Here is a 25,382-nt window from a genome sequence, read left to right on the forward strand (position 1 = left end):
CAATGGCTTACCGAATTCGGAATTGTAAAAGGGATTTCCAACCTTGATCTCACATTGGGACAAATGTCGATATGGCATATATTTCAGGCAGGTTTTTCTAATATTTCCGACCCATTTTTAAGAATTAATTCAATAGTACTGATTATTTATACCTTATATATTATAGAAAATAAAAGTTGGATTCAGTTATGTTTTATTCCTGTTCTGTTATTATTTTCACAGTCTCCGAGTCCTGATTTGCCTGTGATCATATTTTCTTTAATCATTTTAAAAGAAATTTTAAAAGAAAACAGATCAACAGCTCAGGTATTTGCATTTTCTATTTTTGTATTTGCCATAAAACCAACGATGATCTGGCTGCCAATACTAAGTTTTCTTTATTCATTTTTAATCGTTAAATCATCACCAAAAATACTTTTACCCGGTTTTTTGATCCTTTTATTATTTTTCATTAAAAACATCTGGACATTCGGTTATCCTGTTTTCCCGCTTTCTATAGGTGATATAGGTACAGACTGGAAACCCAATAATGAAATTTTAGAGATATCCTCTCACTTTGCCATCCAGAAAACCTATGATATGCAGTATTCTTACCAGGAAATTTCAATGTTTTCTTTTTATGATTATATTAAAAACTGGATTTTTTTAGATGGAATAAAATCGCCCATTAATATTTCCCTTATAATCACTCTAATTGCATTTATCATTTTTAGCTTCATTAAAAAAAATAAGATCATCAATTTAATTTGTCTTTCAATAATAACTAAAAGCATTTTGGTTATTTTATTTTCAGCACAATACAGGTTTTTCATTGATGTTTTTTTTGTTATCTTTCTTATCCTGTTTATCAATTTCTTTACTAAAAAAGGTTCAATTTCAATCTTTTCGGTATTCAGCATAATAATTGTCGGATTTCTGACTGTGCCGTCCATTCTTCAAACGTATGTCCCCAGCTTCCGGCTTGGAAACTTTATGGGAAACGTGAAAAAAGAACAGTTTTACAAACCTTCAAGTTATAAAAATCAGGAATTTAATACCTATAAAGTAGGAAATCTGTTATTTCATGTCTCAAAAAAATATCCTTATAATTTTGACACTAAATTACCGGCTATCTCCGAAAGTTATATTTTCGATGATGCAAAAGCAGGCATTTTTCCGCAGATGGCAGACAAAGACAACATGAGAAAAGGTTTTGTCTGGAAAAAATTAAATCTAAAAGAAAAAACAGACGCAGAGAAAATTATAAATTCTATAAGAAATACCTATCAACATAACAGATAGCCTTCATTCTATATTTGGATAAAAAGCTGTAAATTTGTGTCATGTTAAATACTTTAGGTAATCTTCTCAGCCTTACAACATTTGGAGAAAGCCACGGTCTGGCTTATGGTGGAATCATCAATAATTTCCCGGCAGGTTTAACGGTTGATTTTGATAAAATACAATATGAACTTGATCGCAGAAAACCCGGTCAGTCGGCCATCGTCACCCAAAGAAAAGAAAGTGATACCGTAAAGTTCCTTTCAGGTATTTTTGAAGGAAAAACAACAGGAACCCCGATTGGCTTTATGATCGAAAATGAAAATCAGAAATCGAAAGATTATGATCATATTGCAAACTCATATCGCCCGAGTCACGCAGATTTTACATATGACCAAAAATACGGAATAAGAGATTATCGCGGCGGCGGAAAATCTTCAGCCCGGGAAACCATAAACTGGGTGGTTGCCGGAGCTTTGGCCAAACAGCTTTTAGCAGATATTGAAATTAATGCGTATGTTTCTTCCGTAGGCGAGATTTTCTGTGAAAAACCTTATCAGGCCTTGGACTTTTCGAAAACGGAAAGCAATGAAGTTCGATGTCCTGATGCAGAAACTGCAGAGAAAATGATTGAAAGAATCAAAGAGATCAAAAAAGAAGGAAATACCATAGGCGGAACGATTACGTGCGTCATCAAAAATGTACCGGTGGGAATTGGGGAACCTGTTTTTTCAAAACTTCAGGCAGAATTGGGGAAAGCAATGCTCAATATCAATGCTGCAAAAGGTTTTGAATACGGAAGTGGATTCTGCGGCGCTAAAATGACCGGAAAAGAACACAATGATCTTTTTAATGAAGATTTTACCACAAAATCCAATCTTTCAGGTGGAATTCAAGGTGGAATTTCTAATGGAATGGATATTTATTTCCGGGTAGCCTTCAAACCTGTGGCAACGATTTTAAGACCTCAGGAAAGTGTTGATAAAGACGGAAATAAAGCTATTGTTGAAGGAAAAGGTCGTCACGATCCTTGTGTACTTCCGAGGGCAGTTCCTGTGGTGGAAAGCCTGGCGGCATTTGTACTTGCAGATCTGTTTCTGATTAACAAAACAAGAAATATCAATCATTTTTAAATATATATTTTAGTAATGAAAAATTACTGGGAACAAGGTATCTCTTTCGAAGAGTACGTAAAAATCGGAAAACAAAGATTAGAAAATCCTGCCAATCAACAGGAAGCAGAATATAAGCAATATTACGAGCTTGGCTTACAAAGAATCGACAGAACGCTAAAGAAATATGTTCCGGATGAAAATCAGCTGAAGGAACTTGAAGCAAAAAACTTCGACGGAAAAATCCTGATTATCTCTGAAGTATGGTGTGGCGATGCAAGTGCTACCGTTCCGGCTTTGGTTAAATTTTTCGAGAACAGAAATGAAGTGAGAATTTTCCTCAGAGACAGTGATAAAAGTTTAATTAATCAATTCCTGACCAATGGAACAGAATCCATTCCGAAAGTGATTATTCTTGATAAGGATTTTAATGTTAAAAATTCATGGGGACCGCGTCCGAAATACGGAAAAGAATTGTTAGCCAAATATAAAGCCGATCCGGAAACGTACACAAAAGATATGTTTTATAATGATCTGCAGATTTATTATGCAAAAAACAGAGGAAAAGATGCTGTTCAGGAAATGCTGGAATTGCTGTAACTTTAAAATATATTAAATGAAAAAAAATCTCATTTATCTCGTATTGATCGTCATTATCGGCGTAATTGCTTTCGTACCAGGTGTAAAAGAAAAGCTTCAGGATACCTTCTTCCCTATTGCCACAATTGAAAATGCGGTTCATGTCAGTGATGAAGATTATGACATCGACCTTCAGGGAATTAACGTTCCTAGTACAAATCTTAAAGCGTTCAAAGACAAGGCTGTATTTCTGAATTTTTGGGGAACATGGTGTCCGCCGTGCAGAAAAGAATGGCCTTCGATCCAGAAGCTGTATGACACCAGAAAAGATCACGTGGATTTTGTTCTGATCGCCATGAATGATCAGGAAGACGCCGTAAGAAAATTTTTAAAAGAGAACAATTATAACGTTCCCGTTTATATTGCACAGAGTCCGATTTCCGAGAAAATCCTTCCGAAAGTGTTCCCAACTACTTACCTGCTTGATAAAGACGGAAGAATCATCATCAAAGAAGATGCATCCAGAGACTGGAATACAGAATCTGTACATCAGTTTATAGATAATATCATAAAATAATTTAACTTTTGATAATAGTCACTTGGTATAAAATTTGCGAAATCAGTACCATTGAAGAATTATTAAAGCAAGCACAAAATGAAATATTCAAAATTAAATCTCGCAAAAGAGGCTATCAATCATAAAGGTTTTGTAAGAAAAATCCCTGATATTTTCAGAATGGTAAAAATGTGGAAAAAAGGAGAATATCCGATGAGGTCTATTGATATCATCCTTCCGCTTTTAGGAATTTTATACATTATTTCGCCCATTGACCTTCTGCCTGAAGTAGCAGTTCCGGTCATCGGAGTTTTGGACGATCTCGCAGTTTTATCACTTACGATTCCTAAACTTATCAAAGAAGTCGACAAGTTTCTTCTTTGGGAAGCCGAGCGAAAATATAATAACGGCAATACGAAAATAATCGATGCCGAAATCGTAAAATAATCAAAACATCCGAAATGGATGTTTTTTTGTGAATAAATGAATAAGTTATATATTTTAAAAATTCACAATTGACTTACGAAGTAAAATTGACAATTGACTTTCAACATCATTTCCTTAAATTTGCAACATCTAATAAAAAATAATGGAAAGTAAAAAAAGAATTCTTTTTAGAGTGCTATAAACTGGGCATCATCAAATTTGGAAGATTTACATTAAAAAGCGGTATCGAAAGTCCTTTTTATGTCGACTTAAGACCTTTGGCTTCAGATCCGAAAATTTTAAAAAATTTAGCCAATTATTTATTGGAAATGCTTCCTTTGGATAATTTTGATCTGATTTGCGGAGTTCCTTACGCTGCACTTCCGATGGCTACGGCGATGTCTCTTGAAAGCTATATTCCATTAATTATAAAAAGAAAAGAAGCCAAAAACTACGGTACAAAAAAACTGATCGAAGGAATTTACCAGAAAGGACAAAATTGCCTTTTGGTAGAAGACGTTATCACTTCAGGAAAATCTTTAATCGAAACGATCGCAGAAGTTGAGCAGGAAGATCTTAAAGTTGCAGATATTGTCGTAGTTCTTGACAGAGAACAGAGCGGAAAAGAGCTTCTGGAAAGCAAAGGATACAGAGTTCACACCCTTTTCAACATTTCGGAAGTTTGCTCAATCCTTCAGGAAAATGGAGAATTGTCTGACGATGAGGTGAAAAGAATTCAGGATTTTTTACAGGGAAATCACATTCAGTTTGAAGAAATTACGAGAGCATCTTACGAGCAGAAACTCAACACAGCACAGCATTCAGTATCTAAAAAGCTTTTGGAAACAGCATTGTCAAAACAATCTAATTTAATTGCTTCTGCTGACGTTACAACAACGCAGGAATTACTGGATCTGGCTGAAAAAGTTGGTCCGCATGTGATCGCTTTAAAGACTCATATCGATATTATTTCTGATTTCGAATACGAAAAAACAATTACTCCATTAAAAGCTTTGGCTGCAAAACACAATTTCCTGCTTATGGAAGACAGAAAATTTGCAGACATCGGCAATACTCAGGAGCTTCAGTTTACAAGCGGAGTTTTCAAAATTACAGATTGGGCAGATTTTGTAACGTCTCAGGTTATTGGTGGTTTTGAATCTTTAGACTGCTTTAAAAATGTAGGTGTTGTTGCCATTATTGGAATGTCTTCAAAAGGCGCTTTAACGACGAGTGCTTACAGAGAAGAAGCCCTGAAAGTAGCTGCATCTCATCCCAACGTAATTGGAGGAGTTTCTCAAAATCCGCTTCCTGAAGAAATGCTACTGTTCACTCCGGGTGTCAATCTTGCGGACTCAGGTGACGGAAAAGGCCAACAGTACAATACTCCTGAACATGTATTTAAAACACTTCATACCGATTTTATTATCGTAGGAAGAGGAATCTACAAATCTGAAAACCCTGCCGAAGCTGCAGTTACTTATAAAAATGAAGGCTGGAATGCTTATTTGAGTTCTCTGAAAAAAAACTAACCGAAAGTTAATTTAAAATTCAAATGATTTTCTGCAAAATAAGTTATATTTGAAACCATATCACAGTTAATTGAGAAATATTTGTATTGGTCTTGCTTTGTTTTTTGGTGTTGCAGAGATTTCTGCACAAAAAGACAGCATTTATATTGAAGCCAAGCTGTCTCCCGATAAAAAGAAGCTTAGCGTTAATCAGGAAATGGTTTATTATAACAATTCAAAGCATGACCTTAATACGGTAAAGCTTCTCAACTGGGTATCTGCCTATAATAAAAGAGGAACATCACTGGTGTACCGAAAACTTGAGGACCGAAATACAGATCTTCATTTTGCAAAAAAGAACGAACTCGGGAAACTACTGAACTTACAGATTAAAAATTCTGATCAGGAAATTCCGGTAAGCAATATTTCCGATGAAAATTTTTTCCTGCCGCTGAAAGAAATTCTAAAGCCGGGAGAGCAAATAAAACTAAAGCTGCAATACGAAGTTCAGCTTCCTGATAAAAAATTTACTGGGTACGGAACTTCCGATAATAATGTAGCACTAAAATATTTCTTTATTGTTCCGGATCGCTTTGATCCGGACAATATTTCCAAAAGAGATTATCATGACATTGAAGAATCGGTAAGTTTTAATACATACTGGACAGTGAATTTTGATCTTCCTGTCAATTCTTTTATTGAAAGTAATCTTCAGCAGTTTCAGATGAATTCTTTTAAAGGATATCTTGATTCTGATCCTGAATTTATCATTTCGCAGAATGATTATCCAACGATTAATATCAATACCGGTGACATTCACACGGAAATCAAATTCGGGTACAATATCAAACCTGAAGAGAGGCAGAACCTGGAATTTTTTCTTCCACTTCATTTAAAATTTATCAAGGACAGAATCGGTACAATCCCAGAAAGAATTTTTATTTCGGATAAATTCCGGACAAAAGAAGATTTTTTCGGAAATAATGATATCACGGTCTGGAAATTCAAGTTTCAGCTCTTTAATGATGCACAGAAAACAGATCTCGATTATTTTGGAATCATAGCCAAAAAAAGTTTTGGATGAAAGCATCATCACCGACAAACAGAATTATCATTGGTTTAAAAATGGATTGAAATCTTACCTTGAAATTCAGTATTTAAAGAAATTTTATTCCGACACCAAATTATTAGGCACATTGCCTGAAACAAAACTTTTCGGAGTAAAACCGTTAAAACTATTTCATGCTTCCGATGTAAAACTCATTGAACGATACGGACTTACCTACCAGTACATCATGTCCCAAAACCTGGATCAGAAGATTGCTGAAAAGTATGCTGTTCTGAGCAATTTTAATGACATGGCCATCAGTAGTTTTGAAACCGGAACCTTATTTAATTATTCGGCAGAGAAAATGGGGTATGAAAACTTTGATATTTTGGTTCAGAATTTCATCGCAAAAAATACCGATAAGGAAACCAATCCGAATGATTTTATAAAAGAATTAGCCGAAAAAGATAAAAGGACAACCTATCTATCAGAATTTTTACAGCATAAAAACAGAGTCAATTTTAAGCTTAAAAGATTTAAAAAAAGAAGGAGATTCTCTCAATATAAGGATTCAAAAAAATACGCCTGCCCATATTCCCGTAAAAATTGAAACAGAATCGGAAGTAGGAGATAAAAAAGAATATTGGGTGGAAACGGAAGAAAATAAAAAAAACACAACGGTATCAATTCCTGATCTTAATACTCATAAAATCACCTTAAACGACGAGTATATTTTCCCGGAAGCGAATTATAGGGACAATTTTCTTTATGCTAAAGGATTTTTTTCCAACATGCGAAAAATTAAGCTGAAACTGATTAAAGACATTCCGAACCCTGAATTTAATGAAATTTATATCAGTCCGAAAATCCGTTTTAATAATACTTATGATAAATTTTTGATTGGATTTAATTTTAAAAACCAGTCCTTTTTTGATCAGAAATTTTTATACTCATTCACCCCGACATACAGTACGGGAACAGGACAACTTACCGGATCGGGAGGTGTAGCCTACTCTTTTCTGCCTGCAGAAAGTATTTTCAGAAGTCTGACTTTTGGAGTTTCCGGATCATATTTTCATTATGATTATGATCTTGCCTATCGAAAGGGATCAATCTATTCGAATATCAATTTCAGGAAGAATCCGAGAAGTACTGTTGGCAGAAGCGTCGGAATTTCTTATAATTATTTTGAGAGAGATCTCAGTCCGCTCATGATTGCCAATAATGATTATGACAAATATAATCTCTGGAGTGTGGGATATGGATACAACGACAGCCAGAGTATTCATGAAAAAAGCCTCGGAATAAGCACCCAATGGATGGAAGATTTCCATAAAGTAACCGCAGAAGGTTTTTACCGATGGGAATTTGCGCCAAGACAAAAGCTCAGCGTACGACTTTTTTGCAGGATATTTCATAAAAAACAATACAAGGAATAACACTTTTAATTATGGAATTTCCAGGGTTTCAGATTATTCTTTTTCCTATAATCTTTTGGGTCAAAGTGCAACCGGAGGAATTCTTTCGCAGCAGTTTATTTTGGCCGACGGAGGTTTTAAATCTTTTATTCCGGGAAGTGTCAATAAATGGATCACTTCCGTGAATATAGATACAAGTGTCTGGAAAATTTTCCATGTGTATGCTGACGCGGGCGTTTACGATAATAAAAATCAGTCAACTAAATTTATCTGGGACAGCGGTATAAAAGTACGTGTGATTCCTGATTTTCTTGAAATATATTTTCCTGTTCAGTCTTCATTAGGTTTTGAACCTTCATTTAAGGACTATGGAAGACGCATCAGATACACATTAATTCTTAATTTAAACTCAATTATTAATGCCGCGAGAAGAGGCTGGTATTAAAAATAAAAAAAATGCCTCGGATTAAATCATCCAAGGCATTATTATTTTTTGGCTTCTTCAAGATTAATCCTTCAGGATTTTCTGAGATACCGGTTGATTATTTACTGTACCTGTTACAATATAGTTTCCTTTTTGCAGTTCATCAACGTTTAACGGCTGATTTTCTTTTACAGAAGCAGTTTTCACAACTTGTCCAACCATATTGTAAACTTTTACATCTTTTACATCTGCCCCAAAAACAATTTCGTTAGATTTTACGAAAGTATTTTTAATGAAATTAGAACGGACAGAATTATTAGATATATCACTTACAGCTAAGGTTCCAGCCTGTGGCGAAGGCAAAGTAACAGTGAAATCTACATTATTATTGTTTGTGTCCCCGGAAACTCTTGTAATAGAATTCAGGATAGAGGGAGATGGAGCCGCTCCTGCTCCTTCATACTGATTAGCAAGTCCGTACCCTACAAAGTCTAAAACATTCGAAGCGGTAGGACCTGTAACCTGCGTTGCATTGCTTGCAAGAGCAACTTTTCCGGATGTAAGTGCCAGTCCTAATCCTATTCCGACTACAGGTCCTGACCCGTCAAAATTCAGAACAACATTCACGACAAGATTCGGATTGAGGAGATTGATAATTCCGCCACCGTCACCACCTTCCTGAATAAGGTACGTCTGTCCCGGAAGTAAACTGATGGTAGGTAAAGTGTGATACTGAGTGAAGGCTCCTGAGACGGGGCCATACTGTATGGTTGCTCCCGTTAGTGTTTGCGTTGTGTTTCCGATGTTCTTCAGTTCCACAAAATCGTTTGTTAAAGTTGCTCCTAAAATCCCACCTCCTGTGTAGATTTCATTGATAACAATCTGTGCATGCGACAATGCAACCATCGAGATTAACCCGATAAAAGTAAATGCTTTTCTCATAATCAAGTGATTTATTTGGTATTCTAAATTATACAAAATTAATGCCAAATCAACAGTTATATACCACAATAATTGAGAAAAAATCAATTTTATCCGCCATAATAGTTAAATATAATTTATTCCGTAATGCACTGATACGAATAGAAATTACTTATTTACTATTCATTATGGTAGAAAATTTCATAGAAAAGGACGCTTTACAAATTGTGAAGCGCCCTGTTTTAAATTTAAATTAACACATTAATGTTTTAAAATTTTCTGAGAAACAGGCTTATTATTTACTGTACCGGTTACAATATAATTTCCTTTCGGTAATTCAGCAACGTCTAGCGATTCATATTCTTTTCCAGAAGCGGCAATTTTCACTACCTGCCCAGACATATTGTATATTATAATATTTTTAGCACTAGTACCGAAACTGATTTCATCATTGAAAAATGAGTTTTTTACAAAAGATTCCTTTTGTTTCTGTGAAGTACCAACAGAAAGACTTCCTGATGACTGTGTCCATGAAACGTCATCCAAAACAATTTGTTTAGATCCCGTTGATCTGAATTCGATAGTGACATCACCGGAAACATTAGCGGTAGCGGTTCTTGTATAGTTTGTATTCATTGCTGCAAGAGTATATGTGTCAATCATATTTCCGTTCACATAAACCTGAATGGTCCTGTTGGCCCCAGTTCCCGATGTAAAATACGATCTCACCGTATAGGTGATTGTCCCTACTCCATTCGCTCCGGAACTTGCACTGATTGTTCTTACTCCGGTATCGTTGAAACCGACTGACGTCCCATTAACATTATCAGTGCTTGTTACTTTTCTTGCACCTGAAAAAGTCCATGTAACACCATTGTCGCCCGTATAGCTGCCACTGCTGTAAGATGATGCTGATGCTGTTAAATTTGAAAATGATTCGGATCCCTGCGCCGAAAAAGAAGCCGCTAATGCAAAAGCGGCCACAAAAGAATAAATTCTCTTCATGACTTAAGTTTAAAAATTAATAATTTACCCGACAAATTTACTTAGATTTTTCAACATTTGATGATAAAAAGATTAATTTTTCGTTAATACTACTAAATCTCTTCATATAAACAATTTTTAAGTATTTTTACGAATTATTTTTAAAGGCTTGCGGAATTATATTCTGATATTCATGTTATTTTTAATGGGCATATTCTCTGGAAATGCTCAGATATTCACGTGGAAAAACCCGAACCTACCTAACGACAGCATCAGAAACGACAGTATTAAGCAAGACAGTATATTAGCCGCAAGATTTGAGCAGGATATTTTTGCAAAAGACACCATGGATTTTGTAAAAACCAGCAACAGAATTATTGTTGACGAAGCCGTTCTGGCAAGAAATGATAAAAAAAGGTTTTTAGGAGAACTGAATTCTAAAGGTTCCATTATCCGAGGAATTACATTTGGTAATAATCAGGGGCAATCTGTACAGAGTTCCATGGATCTGCAGATTTCGGGCAGACTTTCTAAAGATGTCACGATACTTGCCAGCATTTCAGATCATAATCTGCCAATTCAGGCAGACGGCTACACACAGACCCTGGAAGAATTTGATAAGATTTACATGCAGCTTAATATCAAGGATAAATCTATATTAAGAGCCGGCCATCTGGATCTTGTAGAGGCTAAGAATTATTTTGCTAAATATCAAAGACGAAGTATGGGTCTTGAATTCCAGACTGAATTTGGGAAAGAAAACAAAACATTTGTTGATGTATCGATGGGAGTTGCACGAAGCGAATTTCACAGAATTCGTTTTCAGGGAGTTGAAGGAAATCAGGGACCTTACCGCCTGACAGGAAAAAACGGTGAACAGTTTATCACTCTGATTTCCGGATCAGAACAGGTTTTTATAGACGGAATCTTGATGAAACGTGGGGAAAACCAGGATTATATTATCAATTACAATACAGGCGAGGTCACCTTTACCAGTTTCAGGCCTATTTTCCAGCAGAACTTTATTACCATTTCCTACAATTATACCAACAGGAATTATTCAAGATACCTATTCACCGGAAAAGTTGAGCATAAAAGAGAAAAACTGAAACTCGGACTCAATTGGTTTATGGAAAATGATAATAAAAATGCTCCGCTTGCTTTAAATCTTTCACCTGAAGATCAGCAAATTCTGGCAGATGCAGGAAACAACCCAAATCTCATGTATGCACCTTCCGGCGTTGTTGCAGAATATGATGTCAATAAAATCCTTTATCGACTGGTGCAGGATCCGGGCGGGAATTATTATCAGTTTTCCACAGATGCCACACAAACTTTGTACACTGTTTCCTTTACCTATTTTGGGGCAAATCTCGGAGATTATAAAATTACACAGACCACGAATAACGGTCGTGTTTTTGAATATGTGGGCCCAAATATGGGAGACTACCGGGCCGTAAGAAAACTTCCTTCACCGGAAAAATCGCAGGTTTATTCATTGAATTCCGAATATCTTCTAAAAGACGGAAAAATCGGTGCAGATATTTCTTTAAGCAACTATGATGTCAACCTCTTTTCATCAAAAGATTCTGATCAGAATATCGGATATGCATGGAGGGTTTTCGGGAATAAAACCTTCACCAAAAATAACTGGAAAGGAACGCCCAACTTTGAATATCAGTACATCGACAGGCAGTTTCATATTTTAGACAGGATCAACGATGTAGAATTCTCCAGAGATTTTAACCTCGCCCAGGAGTTCAGCGGAAGAACTCAAAACAGATTTATTTTCAGTTTTTTAAATAAATGGAATAATAAATCAACTTTAAATTACAGAATCAATTATCTCGACGAACAGGATTCTTATAAAGGCATTAAAAATGATCTTGATTTCGGATGGATCAGCGGGAAATTCTTTACCAAAGGAAATTTTTCTTACCTTAATACAAATGCTCTTCTTCAGGATACAAAATTCATAAGAGGTGGTGCTTCAACAGAATATACCGGCAAAAAAGGAAGCTGGGCTATCGGCGGAAGTATGGAGCATAACGAGAAAAAATACAACGACACGCAACTCATGGATGTCACGAGTTTCAGCTGGAGAGAAATTTTTGTCCAGAAAAAAATCGGGGACAGTACAAGAACAAAGTTACTGACAAAAGTGTATATGCGTGACAATGACTCTGTGCGTGACAACAGGCTTCAGAGCATGAACAATATTTTAGGTTTTATGGCGGAAAGCCAGATCATCAAAACGGAAAAAACTACGCTGAACGCTCTTCTTCATTACCGTAAGTTCTTTTATCAGAATCAGGATGTTGATGCTTCCAGAAACAATGACTTTGTAGTGGGTAATATCCTTTACAATCAGCAGCTTTTCAGAAACGGAATGCGTCTTCAGGCTTTTTATGAGCTTGGAAACGGACAGGAAGCACAGCGGGAATTTCAATATATTAAGGTAACCGACGGACAGGGGATTTATAAATGGACCGATTACAACGGTGACGGCATTCAACAGCTTGATGAATTTGAAATCGCAGAGTATTCTGATCTTGCACAATATATCAGGATTTACACCAATTCTGTAAGATATATTCCTTCCAATAAAAATAAAATTCAGCTGGCTTTATTTGTAAATCCGTCTATTGTATTCAATTCTGAAAATAAATTTCTGAAGCGATGGAATTTTAATATTTCATTAAATTCTCAGAATTCGTTTTATAAAAAAGATAAAGTTTTAGTCATTAATCCTTTTGAAAAGAATGACGATCAGATTCTGAAAAACCAGAATATTCTGGCATCAGTACAATTCAGCCCGACCGAAAAATCCGGCTGGAACGGAAACTATCGGTTTATTTCCAATGACAACCTCATCAATGCCAATTTCAGCAATGAAGAGCGGGAACAGGTTTCACATTTTTTAAATATCGGATATTGGTTTAATAAAGAATTCAGGATCGACTGGGAAAATTCCGTCCATGATATCCAAAACTCTTCGCAATTATTCGCCACAAGAGATTACCGTCTTAATAATTTTGAAACAAAACCAAAAGCAACATATAAATTCACAGATGCCATCCAGGCTGAGCTTTCTTCCGCCTTCCGTCAAAAAGACAGAGTAGATGGTGAAGAACTCCTGAAAGCTTTTGATATTACAGGAACCATCCAGTGGGAACGCAGAAAAACTTCTATCAGAGGAAACTTTTCGTTTATCAATAATAATTTTACAGGAAATAATTTCAGTATCGTAGGGAACCAGATGCTGGACGGTCTGAAACCCGGGAAAAACCAGGTTTGGAGTGTATTTATTCAGCAGGCGATTAATTCTTTCCTTCAATTAAACTTAAACTATGAAGGCAGAAACTCAGGAGACAGAACGATCCATATCGGAAGCATGCAAGTGAAGGCGAGTTTCTGAGTTTGATGGTTTGAGAGTTTGAGGATAAATGCGTCTTTTTTTATGCTTTATCATCATTTAAACTCATAGATATTATCAAATTTTCAAGTGGCCGGAATTTCGTAAATTTGCGCCATGATAAAAATTGGCAACATAGAACTGCCGGAATTTCCGCTTTTACTGGCACCGATGGAGGATGTAAGTGACCCGCCTTTCAGAAGGCTGTGCAAAATGCATGGTGCAGATTTGATGTATTCTGAATTTATCTCTTCAGAAGGGTTAATTCGTGACGCTATCAAGAGCAGAAAAAAACTGGACATTTTTGATTACGAAAGACCTGTAGGAATTCAGATCTTTGGTGGAGATGAAGAAGCAATGGCCATGTCAGCCAGGATTGTGGAGACTGTAAATCCTGATCTTGTGGACATTAATTTCGGATGTCCCGTGAAAAAAGTAGTATGCAAAGGCGCTGGTGCTGGCGTTTTAAAGGATATTGATTTAATGGTTCGTTTAACGAAAGCTGTTGTAAGTTCAACCAGTTTGCCGGTAACCGTTAAAACCCGTTTGGGCTGGGACAGCACTTCCATTAATATTGACGAAGTCGCAGAACGTCTTCAGGAAACAGGTATTAAAGCACTGACCATTCATGCCAGAACCCGTGCGCAGATGTACAAAGGCGAGGCAGACTGGGAGCATATTTCAAGAATTAAACAAAATCCAAATATAGAAATTCCAATCTTCGGAAACGGCGACATCGATTCACCGGAAAAAGCGCTTGAGTACAAACAAAAGTATGCCTGCGACGGAATTATGATCGGAAGAGCAGCGATTGGCTATCCATGGATTTTCAATGAAATCAAGCATTTCTTTACAACCGGAGAGCATTTACCGGCACCAACCATTGAAGACAGATTATTAGCTGTTCGTCAGCATGCAGAGTGGAGCGCAGAATGGAAGGGTGAAAAATTAGGGCTGATTGAAATGAGGCAGCACTACAGCAACTATTTCCGTGGTGTTCCTCATTTTAAAGATTTTAGAAAAAAATTCTTAGAAGTTTTCACTTTGGAAGAAATGAATGTATTGATACAGGAAACAAAAGAATTTTACTCAGAATATTTAGCTTCACAACAAGCTTAAAAAAACAAAAACCATCAGTACTAAATCTGACGGTTTTTTGTATTGTTAATATCCTTCTTCTAATGACTGATTCTTTATCAGAGCCAGCGCGGAAGAAGTTCCAATTCTTTTTACGCCCAGGCTAATCATCTTTTCGGCATCTTCGGGAGTTCGCACGCCACCTGCTGCTTTCACGGGAAGACCTCCGGCATGGTCAATCATAATTTTTATGCCTTCAAATGTAGCGCCGTTTGGTTTTCCATCTTTAGTTTCAAAAAAACCGGTTGAGGATTTTATAAAAATTTTAGACCAGTCGTTTTCGGAGAAACTTTCTTTTGCCCAATTTGAAATATTTTTTGTGAGATCCGCAATCTGATTATCATTTAATGCTGCAATTTCAATAATCCATTTTGCAATTTTATGATGCTTTATGCACAATTGGGTACATTTTATGAACTCATCTTTTACAAGATCTAAATCTCCCTGCAGATAAGCATTATAATTAATCACAAAATCCAGTTCATCAGCACCGTCAGCAATCGCTTTTTCCGCTTCAGCAATTTTTTCTTCTGTGGAATATGTACCTTCATGGAAACCGATTACGGTGCCGACTACAACATCCGAATTCCTTTCATTAATATACTTTTTGATTTCAGAAACATAATCCGGACGAATCATGACGGCAAAAATTCCGTTATCTATCGCTTCCTGCGCGAGGTCTCTGTCTTTCTGTAAAGTTTGTTCGTATGATATCCCGGCTTGCTCCGGAGTTTTCAGATACGTTGAATCCAAATATTGGGCAATGTTCATGTTGTTTATACTTTCAGTTGTCTGTAAATACCTTGTTCCAAAGATATGAAAGTTTCTGTTCTTGTTACCCCTTTCAGCTTCTGAAGTTTGCTCAGAATCTGCATCAGGTGATCATTATCTTTACAGAGTACTTTCAGGAAAATGGTATAATTGCCTGTTGTGTAATGTGCTTCAACTACTTCGTTAATCTCTTTAAGCGCTTTTACCATATCAGGATAATGACTTGGTTTGTCGAGAAATACTCCTATGTAAGAAATGACTTTATATCCTATTTTTTTAGGATTAAGAAACGAAATTGAATTTTCAATAACTCCTGCCTGCTCAAGTTTTTTTATTCTCTGATGCACTGCAGTTGTTGAGATCCCCACTCCTTTGGAAATATGGGACAAAGACGTTTTGGAGTTATCCATCAGCATATAAATAATCTCCTTGTCGATTGAATCCAATTGATAACTTGTGTTGTCTGAATTTTTCATTCTCTACTTTATTTATGTTTTCACATTTGTTTTATACTTTACCAAGCGTTACAAAAACCGGAAAATGATCACTGTAACCGCCAAGATACCGTGTTCCGGAATAGGTACGGAACGGTCTTCCCTCAAATCTTTTATCACGGCTGCTGATTTTTTCGGACCTGAATACTTCAGCACTCCGAAAAGAAAGCATATTATCTTCTTTAAAGAAAGATTCCGATAATATGATCTGATCAAATAACAGCCCTGATTTGTAATGAAAAGTAGAGTAATTTCCTGTAGAAAACAATTGCTGAAAAGGGTTTTCCAATACCTTCTCTTGCGAATTGTCATAGAGAATTTTTTCTAAATTTTCATCATCTGGGTTTTCATTAAAATCACCACACAAAATTACATTTCCGCCACCATTTACTAGATCCAGAATCCGTCTCTGGATTTCGTTGAGTATAAAAATTCTTTTGGGTTTATTGACATCTTTTTCGCGCTTAGAGGGAAGATGAGCGATAAAGACATGAATAATTTCATTTTCATACTTCAGTTTTGAATAGAGTACATCTCTTGTTGTGTCGTAATATTCTGTGTTTTTATTTTCAATTTCAAAGAAGAATGTAATGGCTTCTGAATCCAATACCTCAACTTTCTTTTTATCATACAGCATGGCTACATCTACTTTCCTTTCGTCCATGGAATTGTAATGCACAATACCATATTCTGAATTGAAGGGCGACAGCTGCACCAGATCTTCCAGAACCTTCCTGCCGGATACCTCCGAAAGACCAATAATAAAGGGAAGCATTCCGCTTTTTTCCTGCATCAGCTGAAAAACATGGGCTATTTTAAAGAGTTTGTTTTTATATTTTCGTTCATCCCAATTCCTTAGTCCTGAACGAGTAGGATCCAGTTTGTGTCTTGGTTGAGGATCGGGCAAAAATAAATTTTCGACATTATAAAAACTCAGCAACTCCATCAGCATGCTTTTCTAATTCTTAAAACTTCCATTTTAATCTTCAGGATGTAAATTTATTATTTTATTTAATAAATTATTAATTATTTCGTAAAATTTTCATATTAATTTCATATTTAAATAAATAGAATTACAGGAAAATTTTAAATTAAATATTGATAAAAAATTAAATATTTTCACATCAAAACATTCTCTTTCGAAACAATTACAATAATTTAATATATAAAAATAGCGTTTTATAGAATAAAATACTAATAATTATTAATAAATATTAATATTTTAAACCATAAAGCCGATTTTAATAATTATTATCCAGAATCAGATATTTTAAAATCTTTAAATAATAATTAATTCTGTATTTTTTGATTTTTAAAGTAAATCCGGTCGTTTTTCTTTCGTAATTCTTACAGCTTCGTCGTGTCGCCATTCTTCGATCTTGGCAAAATTTCCACTCAGAAGAACTTTTGGAACTTCGAGTCCTTTATAAATTTCCGGCCTTGTGTAAATAGGAGGCGAAAGAAGATCATCCTGAAAACTATCTGTCAGTGCACTTTGCTCATCATTCAAAACGCCGGGAAGCAGACGGATAACGGAATCCGCAAGAACACAAGCAGCAAGTTCGCCACCCGTAAGTACATAATCCCCTATTGAAATCTCCTTAGTGATATGAAGATCCCGTACACGCTGATCAATACCTTTGTAATGGCCACATAAGAAAATAAGGTTTTCTTTAATAGAAAGCGTATTGGCTATTTTCTGGTTTAAAGTCACTCCATCTGGTGTAAGATAAATAATTTCATCATATTCCCTCTGTGCTTTTAAGTCGGAAATACATTTATCTAAGGGTTCTACCATCATTACCATACCAGCGCCACCGCCGTATGGCTCGTCGTCGATCTGTCGGTGTTTGTTTATCGCCCAGTCTCTCAGATGGTGGAAATGTACTTCCGCAAGCCCTTTATCCACAGCTCTTTTTAAAATAGAAGTTTTGAAGGGGCTTTCCATGAGCTCAGGAAGCACGCTTATGATATCAATTCTCATTGTAAAGTTTCGTTTTTTTTGTTAGGCGAAATTATTAATCGCAAAGAAGAATCTTTATTGAAATAGCTCCACATCCAGTTGAAGAATACGGCGAGCTTGTTTCTGACGCTCAAAATTAACATTAAATGTAAAAACATCCAGAAATACCAGGCCAGAAATCCCTGAAATTTAATAAAAGGTAAATCAACAACAGCTCTGTGTTTTCCGATAGTTGCCAGAGATCCTTTATCAATATATTCAAATTCTTCCCAGTCGGCGCTATTTTTCTTTAAAAGGTTTTTACCTAAATTTTTCGCCTGATTAATCGCTACGTTCGCCACCTGCGGATGCCCTTGCGGATACTTTGGAGTTTCCATATAGGCAATATCACCTATGGCAAATATGTTGTCATAGCCTTTTATTTTATTGTACCTGTCGGTTATATATCTGTTTCTGATTAATTTTTCCTGCGGAAAGCCACCCACAACATTTCCGGTAACTCCTGCAGCCCATATTACATTATTGGAAGGAATTGTTTTTCCGCTTTTCATGTAAACCTTATCGCCATCGTAGTCTGTGACATATTCCTGGCTTAGAAATGTTACACCAAGATCTTTAAGATATTCCTCAGATTTATCCTGCGCTTCGGGACTCATCACAGCGAGCGGTTTTTCCGTGGAGCTCACCAATATGATCTGAAGATGATTAAAATTCATGTAAGGATAATCCCTTGGGAGAATTTCTTTTTTCATTTCGGCAAAAGCACCAGCCAGCTCTACCCCTGTGGGGCCGCTTCCGACAATTACGATATTCCAGTTTCCATCGTCACTGCGGCTCTTTTCCAGAATCAGCTTTTCGAAGGTCATCAGCACATGATTTCTGATACCGATCGCTTCCTGTGTATTTTTCATTCCGAAAGCTTTGCCTTCAAGATCTTTGTTACCGAAAAAATTGGTTTTACAGCCGGTGGCGATAACCAGTTTATCATAGCTAAATTCCGCTTCATCAGTAATGACTTTATTATTGGCAGTATCAATTTCTTTAACTTCCGTAAGTCTGAACTGTGTATTCCTGGAACGCTGAAAGATTTTTCTGAATGGAAAAGAAATATTGGAAGGCTCGATCCTTCCACACGCTACCTGATAAAAAAGAGGCTGAAACATATGATGGTTTACCCTGTCTAAAACAATTACCTTTTTGTTTTTGTTATTTAATGTTTTCGCAAGTTGCAGCCCCGCAAAACCTCCTCCTATGATGATGATCTTTTCGCGTGTTTCCATAGTACACAAATTTACTGATTTTATTTTAGCATTTAGCAGCGAAAAAAGTTAGTTTTGCAAAACTTTATGCCACCCAAAAAGTACAGCAAAAAAACCGCCAAAAAGATTCATCAAAACCGAAGGAAGAACTATTTTTTCCGTCGCAAGATCGTCTTGGCCATTCTTTTCATTGCGCTTATAGGAACCGGCTTCTATTTAAAACAAACTGTCAGCTATTATTACGCGTTGTACTTTAACAAATTCGTACACAAAAAGCTTCATAATACAGAAATTGAAACCTTAAGAATTCAGAAAATCATATCTGATAATCTGGATAAAACATATGGTTTTGACATTTCACACTATCAGAATAAAGAAGATATCAAATGGGACAGTCTGAGCATCGGAAATAAAACCATTCCCTTGGAATTTGTAGTCATGCGCGCAACGATGGGAAACCGAAATGCCGACAAACACTTTGATGATTTTTGGGAAATAGCAAAAAAGCATAAGCTCATCCGCGGTGCCTATCATTTCTACAGAGCAGATGAAGATCCTGTAATGCAGGCCAATAATTTTCTTGAAAATGTAAAACTGGAAAGTGGAGACCTTCCTCCCATTCTTGATATTGAAAAAAATTCCGAGACGCAAAACAAGTAAAAAGCTGGTTGAAGATCTGAAAATCTGGTGTAAAATTGTAGAAGAAACGTATGGTGAAAAACCCATTATCTACACTTATTATCATTACTACAAAGATTTCCTGAAAGGTGAATTTGATGATTACCCGCTTTGGCTGGCCAATTACAACGACGTTCCCGCTCCTTCACCCGACACTGACTGGAATTTCTGGCAGTTTACAGAAAACGGTATCGTTCATGGTATCAATGCCAAAGTAGACCTTGATATCTACAACGGAAATTCATGGTCGCTGAAGAGACTGACTTTGGATTGATCGCCTATTCCGGATTTAAATAATTATTTAAAAGGCCGCCTCTGAATCCATTTTGTTTTGGGAGTAATAGACGGTATAATATTTTTCATTACAGAATTAATTAAAAAATTATTATGCCTGAGCAAACCGAAAATTTCAACAGGCTCAGCACCAACGGTAGATTTTATTTCCAGCGCAGTTCTTCCGAAAATTATTTTTGATTTCTTTTCATTAATCGCAAATTCTACCATGTCAACAAGCATATTCAGATAAAGTTGCTTTTCCTTCTGGTAATCTTCATCATATCCCAGAAAATAAGGAAAAATATCTTTATTATTTAAAATGATTGTGTAAAAGCCAATGAGCTTTTCTCCTGAAAAATAACCGTACACTTTAAATTTATCCTTTAAATTTTCCTTCATCTTTTCAAAATGATTTTCTGAAAGAAAAAAAGTATTAAATGGCGCATTTTCAGCAACATTTCGGTAAAGATCGTATATACCCTGGCGATTTGCCTGAATGTCTGAAGAATTTAACTCGCGTTTTTCAATGCCTTCCATTTTATTTCTTGCAGATCGTATCCTGGCTCTGTATTTTTTTGTTAAATCATTAGTGTAATCCTCAAAGTTATTCCAGTTTTCTCTAAGTTTCATCATCATATTCGGCTGCACAGAAAATGTGAAATATTTTCGATAGCTTTTATGCTGAAAACCCGGAGCAAAGCTCAACTGATAATCTTTAAAGATAACAAATGATGTTTTTCTGATTTCATTCTGCATTTTTCTGGCAGCGTTTTCTAAAAGGACAGCAGCATCTTCCACTGTAATTTTTGAAAAATCAAAATAAAATCCGTTCTGACCGGTCAGCATATTGTTTCCCAGAATCATGACGTCCTTCACAAACCATTTCACAATCAAATTTTTAATCTTAAAACCCTCCTTTTTATTACGAAAGATTCTGTGATCCTTAAAATTCAGATACTGAAATAATGCACCGCCAATTAATTCATCTTCCAAAAAAAATCCCATGAAAAAACATTTCATATTGTAAGGTGACGAATCCTCAAGAACATTAAAATACTCTTCAGAAAGCATGACATTGTGATTCCCTACGACAGAATTCCAGTTCTCCGGAAGACCGGAAACCGTCTCGTATATTTTTAAATAATATGACATATAAAAGGCTACGCAAAAGTAGCCTTATCTTTTAATTTTGTGAAATTATTTTTGTGTCACCCAACGGAAACTATCACCGGCATACCATCCGCAGATGATTCCGCCCATAATCGTAATAGTGATGGCCCAGTATCCGGTATTGATCATCGTGTACTTCCAGGATTTTCTTTCAAACATAGCATTGATAGCGATAATCGGGAAAACAAGCAGAAAACTTGCCATGAAGGAATGCAAAGCTCCATGGCCAAAAGACCGGTAAGCTGTACCATAATCTTTCATAAAAGCATAATACGATTCATTGGCATTCATTTCATCACCCCCGATCATCCCCAGTGCCCCAAACTGATGAATGGTAACAAACTGCAGAAAAAAAGCCATGAATAAAGATAAAATGACCGAAAAAACAAAGACGCCGATCATCTGCCCTTTCATTTTGTCTTCAGATAACCCGGATTCCTGCATCCAGATTGTCCCAAAAAGCTTTGGATGATACCATATAAAGCCCATGATTAGTGGAATAAGTGCGGCTACCATAATAGCCCAAAAGTTAATTTGCATCATAGTTATAAATTTTAAGTTTAAGAAAGTGAATTTAATAAAAAATCTAAAACAAATATATAAATCACAAAAAAAATATAAATTATTTCACATAAAATCAAATATTACACTATTAAATGATTAATAATTTAAAAACAATAACGTTTTATTCATAAAACTAAAATACTAATACCACGAAAACATTAAATTATTACTAAAAAAATTATGATTACATTTTTTGTACTTTTGCGGCATATTTAAAGTATAAACCAAGTATCAAATCCTAATGAATTACGTTTCTGCAGAAAATCTCACAAAATCTTACGGCATTAAAGTTTTGTTTGAAAACATTTCCTTCCATGTAAATGAGGGTGACAAAATTGCCATTGTTGCCAAAAACGGGAGCGGAAAATCTACCCTGTTAAAAATTTTGATGGGAAAAGAAATCGCAGACAGCGGAACGGTTGTTATTAATAAAGATATTCAGGTGGTTTTGTTTGATCAGGAAATAGATTTTAATCCGGAACTTACTATAGACGAATTTATGATGACACTGGATTCTGCGCCTATTATGGCGTTGAAGGATTATCACAAGTCACTGTATTCCACAGATAATGAATTCATTGAAAAAGCTTTAGCCGGAATGGAAGCCCATAAAGCATGGGACCTGGAAAACGAAATGAAACAAATCCTTTCTCAGCTTAAAATCACAGACCTTGATGCTAAAATGAAAACCCTTTCGGGTGGTCAGATCAAACGTGTGGCTTTGGCGAAACTTTTAACGGAAACAAGAGCAGAACACCGTCATACATTGTTAATCATGGATGAGCCTACCAACCACCTTGATGTAGAAATGGTGGAATGGCTTGAAAATTATTTAAACAAGGCAAAAATTACACTTCTCCTTGTAACCCACGACCGGTATTTCCTCGACAGCGTCTGCGATATTATCTGGGAAATGGAAGATAAAAATCTCTATGTTCACAACGGTTCTTATGCAACCTATCTTGAGAATAAAATGATTCGCGAAGATAATCTGAATGCCACGATAGATAAAGCAAACAACCTTTACAGAAAAGAACTGGAATGGATGCGCAGGCAGCCGAAGGCAAGAACGACCAAATCAAAATCCAGAATTGACGCTTTTTTTTGAAACTGAAAAAGTAGCCAAAACTGACACCAGAAAACAAGGACTGGAACTTGATTTTGAAATGAAAAGGCTAGGCAACAAAGTTCTTGAACTTAAAAATATTGATAAAAGTTTCGGCAAAAAAAGTTTTACTGAAAGATTTCAGCTACCAGTTTCAACGTGGTGAAAAAGTGGGAATCGTAGGAAAAAACGGTGCCGGAAAATCAACGTTATTAAATATTATCCAGGGATTTGAAAAGGCGGACAAGGGCGAAATTGAAACCGGAGAAACCATTCATTTCGGATATTTTTCGCAAAAAGGATTACAATATAAAGAAGATGAAAGGGTCATTGATTTTATTAAGGAAGCCGCAGAATATTATCCTTTAGCCAATGGAAAAAGCCTTTCTGCATCACAGTTTTTAAGGTTATTTTTATTTGATGACCAGACACAATATTCTCCTATTTCCAAACTTTCGGGTGGCGAAAAAAGAAGATTGCACCTGATGTATATCTTATATCAAAATCCTAATTTCCTGATTTTTGATGAGCCTACCAATGACCTGGATCTCCCAACTCTTACGGTTCTTGAAAACTTTTTGCAACAGTTTCAGGGTTCACTCATTATCGTTTCCCACGACAGATATTTTATGGACCGGATTGTGGATCACATTCTGGCATTTGAAGGTGATGGAAAAATTAAAGATTTTATCGGAAACTTTTCGGAATACAGAGAAGCAAAAAGCCGCGAAGAATCTATGGAGAAATCGGCGGCACAAAAACAGGAGCCTGTAAAAGAAAGTACTCCGACAGCGATCAACAATCAAAATACATCAAAAAAGAAAAGACTTTCATTTAAAGAACAGAGAGAACTGGAAACCATTGAAAAAGAAATACCTGAATTGGAGGAACAAAGAGCAAAAATTCTGGATCAGCTGAATAATGAAAGTGATTATGAAAAAATCTCAAAACTGTCTGCAGATCTGGAAAATATCTCCGAAAAATTAGAAAACCACGAAATGAAATGGCTCGAACTTCAGGAGATCTTAGGTGAAGGCTAATTGAGTTGGAGGATTTGAGAGTTTTAGCGTAAAGGTTTATACCTGCGTTTAAACTCTAAGACTCTCAAACCCCATGACTCTCTCACAAATAAACTACTGTTCCCTCTCTGGAACTTTCCACTGCGGCATCAATAATTTTCATATTCCTTACAATTTCTCCGGCGGGAGAAGGTAATGCATATCCGAAAACGATGAATTCATAAATCTGTTGATAATAATTCATATAATTTCCGGGTTCGCTGGAAGTAAGAATTCTTTCGGTTTCTTTATTTTCATTTAAAAAATTAAGTATTCCATCAGGCTCCTGCAAAGGTAATGTCCAATCTTTGCCATATTCAGGAATTGCCCCGGAAACCAATTCATTTTCCTGATCGTCTGATCTTTCCTGCAAAAAACTCCCTTTATCACCATGAATAGCATAAGCATAATGTGCTTCTTTTGTAAATACGGAAGATTTTAATCTTACTCTCAAATCATTTTGATAAAATAAAATGACCTCAAAATAATCATTGGAAAATTCCTTTCCTTTCATTGAAAATACATCAGCAAATAACTTTTCAGGAAGCCCAAAATACTGTGTCGTCTGATCTATAAGATGCGATCCTAAGTCATGAAGCGATCCCGAACCTGTTGCTTCAGGGTTTTCCTTATGTGCTTTCCCGCTCGCTTCCGTCCGGAATCTATCGAAACGGATTTCAACTTCCTTAATGTTTCCTAATTGCCCTTCATTAATAATCTTCTGAACCTGAAGGTAATCCCGGTCGAATCGTCTGTTTTGGTAAACACTTAAAAATAAACCTTTTTCTTCCGCCAGCTGTACCAGCTCTTGTGCTTCGGAAACGTTTACCGTAAAAGGTTTTTCTACAATAACATTTTTTCCGGCCTCAAGAGCCATTTTTGTGTACTCGAAATGAGTCTGAACAGGAGTATTCACTACAACCAATTCAATATCTGCGTTTTGCAACATTTCTTCTACAGAACGATAAATGGTCGCATCAGAATATTTTTCTTTAGATTCATCTTTAGTCCTTTCAACAATTGCAGACAAAAAAAATCCCGGATGTTCTTTTAAAAATGGTGCATGAAATATTTTTCCGCTCATCCCGAATGCACAAAGTCCTGTTTTTACCAATTGCATAATCTTATTTTTTAACAAAGTTATTGATAAAAGCTGCAATACGCTTACCAAATCCGGATCAATGTTACATTTTAAAAAATTACACATGATAAATATCACATTTTAATTTTTATTAATTCTAAATAATAATATA

Annotated in this window: 22 protein-coding genes and 2 pseudogenes; 14 read left to right on the forward strand and 10 right to left on the reverse strand. The window is 35.9% G+C overall.

Features of this window, described 5'->3' with window-relative positions; translation table 11 throughout:
• The first annotated feature begins 63 nt into the window (after positions 1–63).
• From AAHI02_RS09915 to AAHI02_RS09960, 10 genes are all read left to right on the forward strand, one after another.
• Positions 64–1,281: a hypothetical protein gene (locus tag AAHI02_RS09915; RefSeq protein ID WP_346986503.1), complete on the forward strand. Its 1,218-nt coding sequence runs from the start codon at positions 64–66 to the stop codon at positions 1,279–1,281.
• A gap of 41 nt (positions 1,282–1,322) precedes the next feature.
• Complete coding sequence (gene aroC, locus AAHI02_RS09920; protein ID WP_346986504.1) at positions 1,323–2,393, forward strand: chorismate synthase; 1,071 nt, start codon at positions 1,323–1,325, stop codon at positions 2,391–2,393.
• 15 nt (positions 2,394–2,408) lie between these two features.
• Positions 2,409–2,972 carry a thioredoxin family protein gene (locus AAHI02_RS09925; RefSeq protein WP_346986505.1) on the forward strand — a complete coding sequence of 188 codons (564 nt, stop codon included), beginning with the start codon at positions 2,409–2,411 and terminating at the stop codon, positions 2,970–2,972.
• Positions 2,973–2,988: 16 nt separating this feature from the next.
• Positions 2,989–3,528, forward strand: coding sequence for a TlpA disulfide reductase family protein (locus AAHI02_RS09930; RefSeq protein ID WP_346986506.1), 540 nt, complete (start codon positions 2,989–2,991; stop codon positions 3,526–3,528).
• Positions 3,529–3,606: 78 nt separating this feature from the next.
• The gene (locus tag AAHI02_RS09935) at positions 3,607–3,954 is read left to right on the forward strand and encodes a DUF1232 domain-containing protein (protein ID WP_346986507.1); all 348 of its coding nucleotides are present in this window, start codon (positions 3,607–3,609) and stop codon (positions 3,952–3,954) included.
• Positions 3,955–4,136: 182 nt separating this feature from the next.
• Positions 4,137–5,465 (forward strand): orotidine-5'-phosphate decarboxylase, encoded by a 1,329-nt coding sequence (gene pyrF, locus AAHI02_RS09940; RefSeq protein ID WP_346986607.1) that lies wholly within the window; start codon positions 4,137–4,139, stop codon positions 5,463–5,465.
• 70 nt (positions 5,466–5,535) lie between these two features.
• On the forward strand, positions 5,536–6,528 hold the full coding sequence (locus AAHI02_RS09945) for a hypothetical protein (RefSeq protein WP_346986508.1): 993 nt from the start codon (positions 5,536–5,538) through the stop codon (positions 6,526–6,528).
• Positions 6,521–7,102 (forward strand): hypothetical protein, encoded by a 582-nt coding sequence (locus AAHI02_RS09950; protein ID WP_346986509.1) that lies wholly within the window; start codon positions 6,521–6,523, stop codon positions 7,100–7,102. The genes AAHI02_RS09945 and AAHI02_RS09950 overlap by 8 nt, the downstream gene beginning before the upstream one ends.
• A gap of 37 nt (positions 7,103–7,139) precedes the next feature.
• Complete coding sequence (locus AAHI02_RS09955) at positions 7,140–7,931, forward strand: hypothetical protein (protein WP_346986510.1); 792 nt, start codon at positions 7,140–7,142, stop codon at positions 7,929–7,931.
• A 55-nt stretch (positions 7,932–7,986) separates the two neighbouring features.
• Positions 7,987–8,355 (forward strand): hypothetical protein, encoded by a 369-nt coding sequence (locus tag AAHI02_RS09960; protein WP_346986511.1) that lies wholly within the window; start codon positions 7,987–7,989, stop codon positions 8,353–8,355.
• A 63-nt stretch (positions 8,356–8,418) separates the two neighbouring features.
• Here AAHI02_RS09960 and AAHI02_RS09965 read toward each other — a convergent pair whose 3' ends face one another.
• A complete protein-coding gene (locus tag AAHI02_RS09965) occupies positions 8,419–9,276 on the reverse strand; it encodes a T9SS type A sorting domain-containing protein (RefSeq protein ID WP_346986512.1) in 858 nt (285 codons plus the stop codon).
• A gap of 240 nt (positions 9,277–9,516) precedes the next feature.
• A complete protein-coding gene (locus AAHI02_RS09970) occupies positions 9,517–10,260 on the reverse strand; it encodes a T9SS type A sorting domain-containing protein (RefSeq protein ID WP_346986513.1) in 744 nt (247 codons plus the stop codon).
• 184 nt (positions 10,261–10,444) lie between these two features.
• Here AAHI02_RS09970 and AAHI02_RS09975 point away from each other — a divergent pair, with 184 nt between their 5' ends.
• Positions 10,445–13,657: a hypothetical protein gene (locus AAHI02_RS09975; protein ID WP_346986514.1), complete on the forward strand. Its 3,213-nt coding sequence runs from the start codon at positions 10,445–10,447 to the stop codon at positions 13,655–13,657.
• A gap of 114 nt (positions 13,658–13,771) precedes the next feature.
• Positions 13,772–14,773, forward strand: coding sequence for a tRNA dihydrouridine synthase DusB (gene dusB, locus AAHI02_RS09980; RefSeq protein ID WP_346986515.1), 1,002 nt, complete (start codon positions 13,772–13,774; stop codon positions 14,771–14,773).
• 45 nt (positions 14,774–14,818) lie between these two features.
• Here dusB and deoC read toward each other — a convergent pair whose 3' ends face one another.
• The 5 genes from deoC to AAHI02_RS10005 all read right to left on the reverse strand — a co-directional run bounded on the left by deoC (position 14,819) and on the right by AAHI02_RS10005 (position 19,299).
• A complete protein-coding gene (gene deoC, locus AAHI02_RS09985; protein WP_346986516.1) occupies positions 14,819–15,562 on the reverse strand; it encodes a deoxyribose-phosphate aldolase in 744 nt (247 codons plus the stop codon).
• A gap of 5 nt (positions 15,563–15,567) precedes the next feature.
• Entirely contained in the window at positions 15,568–16,038 is a 471-nt protein-coding gene (locus tag AAHI02_RS09990) for an Lrp/AsnC ligand binding domain-containing protein (protein ID WP_042720690.1), read from the reverse strand.
• A 31-nt stretch (positions 16,039–16,069) separates the two neighbouring features.
• Positions 16,070–17,002 (reverse strand): endonuclease/exonuclease/phosphatase family protein, encoded by a 933-nt coding sequence (locus AAHI02_RS09995; protein ID WP_346986517.1) that lies wholly within the window; start codon positions 17,000–17,002, stop codon positions 16,070–16,072.
• A gap of 366 nt (positions 17,003–17,368) precedes the next feature.
• The gene (gene trmD, locus AAHI02_RS10000) at positions 17,369–18,040 is read right to left on the reverse strand and encodes a tRNA (guanosine(37)-N1)-methyltransferase TrmD (protein WP_346986518.1); all 672 of its coding nucleotides are present in this window, start codon (positions 18,038–18,040) and stop codon (positions 17,369–17,371) included.
• Entirely contained in the window at positions 18,037–19,299 is a 1,263-nt protein-coding gene (locus tag AAHI02_RS10005; protein ID WP_346986519.1) for an NAD(P)/FAD-dependent oxidoreductase, read from the reverse strand. Before AAHI02_RS10005 ends, trmD begins: the two co-directional genes overlap by 4 nt.
• Positions 19,300–19,365: 66 nt before the next feature.
• Between AAHI02_RS10005 and AAHI02_RS10010 the strand changes: the two are divergent.
• Positions 19,366–20,230, forward strand: a pseudogene (locus tag AAHI02_RS10010) (GH25 family lysozyme).
• Positions 20,231–20,253: 23 nt separating this feature from the next.
• Here the strand turns inward: AAHI02_RS10010 and AAHI02_RS10015 are convergent.
• Together AAHI02_RS10015 and AAHI02_RS10020 are read right to left on the reverse strand one after the other, a co-directional pair.
• Positions 20,254–21,384: a GNAT family N-acetyltransferase gene (locus tag AAHI02_RS10015; protein WP_346986520.1), complete on the reverse strand. Its 1,131-nt coding sequence runs from the start codon at positions 21,382–21,384 to the stop codon at positions 20,254–20,256.
• A gap of 45 nt (positions 21,385–21,429) precedes the next feature.
• Positions 21,430–21,945: a DUF1761 domain-containing protein gene (locus AAHI02_RS10020; protein ID WP_346986521.1), complete on the reverse strand. Its 516-nt coding sequence runs from the start codon at positions 21,943–21,945 to the stop codon at positions 21,430–21,432.
• Positions 21,946–22,207: 262 nt separating this feature from the next.
• Between AAHI02_RS10020 and AAHI02_RS10025 the strand changes: the two are divergent.
• A pseudogene (locus tag AAHI02_RS10025) lies at positions 22,208–24,111 on the forward strand (ABC-F family ATP-binding cassette domain-containing protein).
• 82 nt (positions 24,112–24,193) lie between these two features.
• Here AAHI02_RS10025 and AAHI02_RS10030 read toward each other — a convergent pair.
• Positions 24,194–25,249, reverse strand: a complete 1,056-nt coding sequence (locus AAHI02_RS10030; RefSeq protein WP_346986522.1) for a Gfo/Idh/MocA family oxidoreductase — start codon at positions 25,247–25,249, stop codon at positions 24,194–24,196.
• Between the last annotated feature and the right edge of the window lie 133 nt (positions 25,250–25,382).

The sequence above is a fragment of the Chryseobacterium sp. POE27 genome, assembly GCF_039727685.1.
In the GTDB taxonomy this organism is placed as follows: Bacteria; Bacteroidota; Bacteroidia; order Flavobacteriales; family Weeksellaceae; genus Chryseobacterium.